3 protein-coding genes are annotated in these 4178 nt (G+C 67.7%); all 3 read right to left on the bottom strand.

Features of this window, described 5'->3' with window-relative positions; translation table 11 throughout:
* On the bottom strand, positions 1–221 hold a 221-nt coding region (locus AC1D15_RS20320), incomplete at its 3' end, for a hypothetical protein (protein ID WP_477827389.1).
* 11 nt (positions 222–232) lie between these two features.
* Complete coding sequence (gene gnd, locus AC1D15_RS20315; protein ID WP_465114019.1) at positions 233–1693, bottom strand: decarboxylating NADP(+)-dependent phosphogluconate dehydrogenase; 1461 nt, start codon at positions 1691–1693, stop codon at positions 233–235.
* A 30-nt stretch (positions 1694–1723) separates the two neighbouring features.
* Positions 1724–4178 (bottom strand): hypothetical protein (locus AC1D15_RS20310; RefSeq protein ID WP_477827388.1); only part of this gene is annotated, 2455 nt, incomplete at its 5' end.

Below are 4178 nucleotides of genomic sequence, written 5' to 3'. Positions count from 1 at the left end.
ACCTCGCCGGTCTTCTCGGCGCCCTTCTGGATCGCCGCCCCGGTGACCTCGGCCGCATGCTTCACCGCATGCCCGGTCTTCGTCGCCGCAGTTGATGCGGCGTGACCGACGGCCGAAGCCGCGCGGTCGATCTTCGACGGCTCTTCGTCGGCCCGGGCCGCGCCCGCAGCCCCGGCGACGAGACCCGCCAACAACAACGTGGTGCGCAGGGTGTGTTTCATGCCGCTACTCCTCAGCCGATCACTTCAGGCCACTCGGTGTGGAACATCGTCCCCTCCGGCTTGTCGATGCGCTCATACGTGTGCGCGCCGAAGAAGTCGCGCTGCGCCTGCAGCAGGTTGGCCGACAGCCGCTCCGAGCGGTAGCTGTCGTAGTACCCCAACGACGCGCTGAAGGCGGGCACCGGGATGCCGTTCGTCACCGCCAGCGCCACCGTCTCGCGCCAGTTCTGCTGCGTGCGGTTCAGCAAATCCTTGAAGAACGGATCCAGCATCAGGTTCGTCAGCTGCGGGTTGCTGCGGTACGCGTCGGTGATGCGGTTCAGGAAGCGCGCGCGGATGATGCAGCCGCCACGCCAGATCGCGGCGATGCGGCCGAGGTCGAGCCCCCAGCCCTTCTTCTCGCCCATCGTCTTCATCAGGTCCAGCCCCTGCGCGTAGCTGATCACCTTCGACGCATACAGTGCGTCGTGCACCTTCGCCACCAGCTGCGCCTTCACCGGCGACAGGTCGACCTTCGGCCCTTGCAATTGCTTGCTCGCGGCCACGCGCTGCTTCTTCTGCGACGACAGCACGCGCGCCTCGACCGCTGCATTGATCGTGCTGATCACCACCGCGTTCTCCGCCGCGTTCAGCAGCGTCCACTGGCCGGTGCCCTTCTGGCCGGCCTTGTCGAGGATCAGCTCGACGATCGGCTTGCCGGTCTCGGCATCCACCTGCTCCAGTGCCTTGCCGGTGATCTGGATCAGGTAGCTCTGCAGCTCGCCCTCGTTCCACTGGTTGAAGATCGCCGCCATCTCCTGCGTCGTGAAGCCCGCCGCCTTGAACAGGCTGTAGGCCTCGCAGATCAGCTGCATGTCGCCGTACTCGATCCCGTTGTGGATCATCTTCACGTAATGACCGGCGCCGCCCGGGCCGATGTGGATCACGCACGGCTCGCCGTCCACCTTGGCCGAGATCGCCTCGAAGATCGGCTGCATCACCTCCCAGGTCGACAGCGGCCCGCCCGGCATGATCGACGGGCCCTTGCGCGCACCTTCTTCACCGCCCGAGACGCCCGCACCGATGAAGCGCAGGCCCTTGCTGGCGAGGTATGCGTCGCGGCGCTCGGTGTCGGTGTAGAGGCTGTTGCCGCCGTCGATCACGATGTCGCCGGGCGACAGCAGCGGGATCAGCTGCTCGATCACCGCATCGACCGGCGCACCGGCCTTCACCATGATCTGGATCTTGCGCGGGGTGGCCAGGCTCTCGACGAAGGCCTCGAGCGTTGCCGCGCCCACCAGCTTCTTGCCCGGGTGGCGGGCGACGAATTCGTCGGTGACGGCCGTCGTGCGGTTGAACACGCTGACCTGGAAGCCGTGGCTCTCCACGTTCAGCACCAGGTTCTGGCCCATCACGGCCAGGCCAATCAATCCGAAATCGCTTTTCATGGTGACGTTGGCGCGCAGCCCGAAGACGTTGTGAATGGCGGCCATTTTGACGCCATTCGCGCTGCCCTGGCGGGGTCAAGGTTTCGGCCACATCCTGTCGATCCAGTCCGACCACACCTTCAGCCGCGCCGGGTCGGCCCCCATCTGCGTCGCCTTCCACAGCCCGTACTGCTCGGTCTGCTCGGTGCTGGCACGGTAGTTCACCTGGTTCATGAAGTAGCTGCCGTCGGCCGCCTGCCCGAGCGGCGAGCGCTGCGCATCCAGGCAGTAGCGGAAGCCGGCCCACGGTTCGGGCTCGCCGAGCTGGCTGTTGTTCGGGTCGCAGCGGCGCCAGGCCGTCGCGGCGGTCTGCGAATACAGCATGTTGAACTGGCGGATCGCGCCGTTGACGACGCGCGGGTACAGCCCCGGCGACAGCTCGTCGAGGAAGCGGTACTTCGAGTTGCTCTTGCCGTTGTTCGACGCGGTGTCGATGAAGTTGGTCACCGTCAGGTGCTTGGCCACCTGGCCGCGCCCGTAGCGGCCGCGGTTGGYGAACAGGTCGGGCTGCGCCGGGTCGTACAGCACGATCTCGTTGTTGACGTACTGCGCCGACTTGATGCGCGCCTGCAGCAGCCGCACGTAGTGCGTGTCGTTGGCGGCCTTGGCGGCCGGCGTCGCGGTGCCGACCTTCATGCCCAGGTAGTCGTCGAAGGCCGTCAGGTACGGCCAGTCCATCGAGAAGTTCACCCAGTCGCTCTGCCCGCCGGGGTTCACCGACATCTGCAGCTGGTACCACTGGTTGGTGCGGTAGTACGAGCCGACGATGTTGCCCGCCTCCCATGCGTTGTACCACTCGCGGGTGATCTTGCCGGTGCCGTCGGTGTCCTGCTGGTAGATCATGTGCGGCGCGAGGAAGAACAGGCTGACGCTGTTGAACGGCCAGCCGTGCGCCTCGCCGCGGCCCTTCCATGCGCCGGTGGCGGCGTCCTTGTCGCCGATGAACCWCTGCTGGTTGCCTTCCAGGCCGTACACCTGGGCCATCTCCCACTGCTTCACCGCGTTCCAGTGCAGCATGCTGGCCACCGAGCGCTCGATGAACGCGTTGGTCGTGAAGGCGGCCGGGTTCGCCGCGGTGGTGGTGGCCGAGGCCAGCTTCTGCAGGTTGGCCGCGCCGACCTGCGCGCCGTACTGGCCGCTTGCCGCGATGTGGTTGCCGCGGCCGCCACCGAGGTAGTTGTAGCCCTCCCAGCCGAACAGCGTGAACATCGACTTGATCTGCACGCGCTCGTCGACCTTCAGGTGGCTCCAGTCGCCGAACACGCCGTTCGGGTTCTTGTGCGCGGTCAGCCACGCGAGCAGTGCCTTRTACTTGCCGTTCGGGTCCTTCTTCGCATCGGCCGCGCTGAACTTCGCGCCGGCCTCGAACGAGCCTTCGGTCGTCGTCGGCCACACGTCGTACGGGTGGGTGGTCGGCAGCCAGGCGTTCCAGTCGGGGAACTGCATCGGGATCTGCATCTCGCGCGCGTTCATCGTCGCGCTCGGGTCCATCACCTTGTCGACCTCGGCCTGCGTCACGCTCAGCGCGCCGGCGAGCGGCTTGCCGAACAGCGCCTTGGTGGCGTCGGTGGCGTTCTCGAGCACCGCCTCCAGCCCGGCGCCGGCCGCCCATTGCGTCTCGCAGCCGATGCCGGTGCAATCCAGGCCCGGGCCCGGCTGGTACGGCGGGTTCCACGGGCGCGCCTTCGCGGCGTGCGGCACGCCCTGCAGCGTGTAGCGCAGGAAGGCGGCGATCTGCTTGCCTTGCGCCTCGCTCAGGCCGTGGTAGCGGCTGCGCTGCACGATCGAGTTGTTCGAGTAGTTGAAGTACTGCAGGTCGCGGCCGTCCTCGGCATGGCACGACGAGCAGGCGGCCTGCAGCTTGCGGCTGACGAGCGGCGACTTGGCGAGCGCACCGCGCGCACTCCACAGCGTGCGGCCGAGCTCGACGTCGCTGGTGAGCGTCTTGCCGGCGTTCTTCTCCATCAGCGGGTCGACGCGCGCCACCGCGTTGCTCGCGAGGCTGGCGCCGGCGTCGTCGCGCAGTTGCAGGTCGAGCACGCGGAAGCCGTTGGTCTCGCCGTCGGTGCCGTTGAAGCGGAACTGGATGCGGTTGCCCTTCGGCCATGCGACCAGGCGCGCACGCGTCGCGGTGTCGAGCGCGAGCGTGATGCGGGTCGTGAAGAAGCCGCCGTTGACGCCGCCGTGGATGCGCTCGTTGTCGGCCAGCGTGACGGCCTGGTCGGTGATGTCGACCCAGGGCACCTGGGCCTCGCCGGCGCTGTTGGTGCCCCCGAGCACGCGCAGGCTGGCCTTGACCTTCGGCGGCGTGGCGGCCAACGCCTCGAACTCGGGCGCGCCGTAGTAGCCGCAGCGGTGGCACACCAGGTAGAGCTTGGTCGCCGACGCGAGCTTGCCGCTGTCGAGGTCGAGGCGCGTCTCGACGACCAGCGGGGCCTTCGGCGAGCCGTCGCCGAGCACTTCGATCGGCAGCGTCAGTGCGGAGGGTTGC

This window comes from Rhizobacter sp. P2_H2, from assembly GCF_056403375.1.
This window is presented reverse-complemented; position numbering and strand designations above follow the sequence as displayed.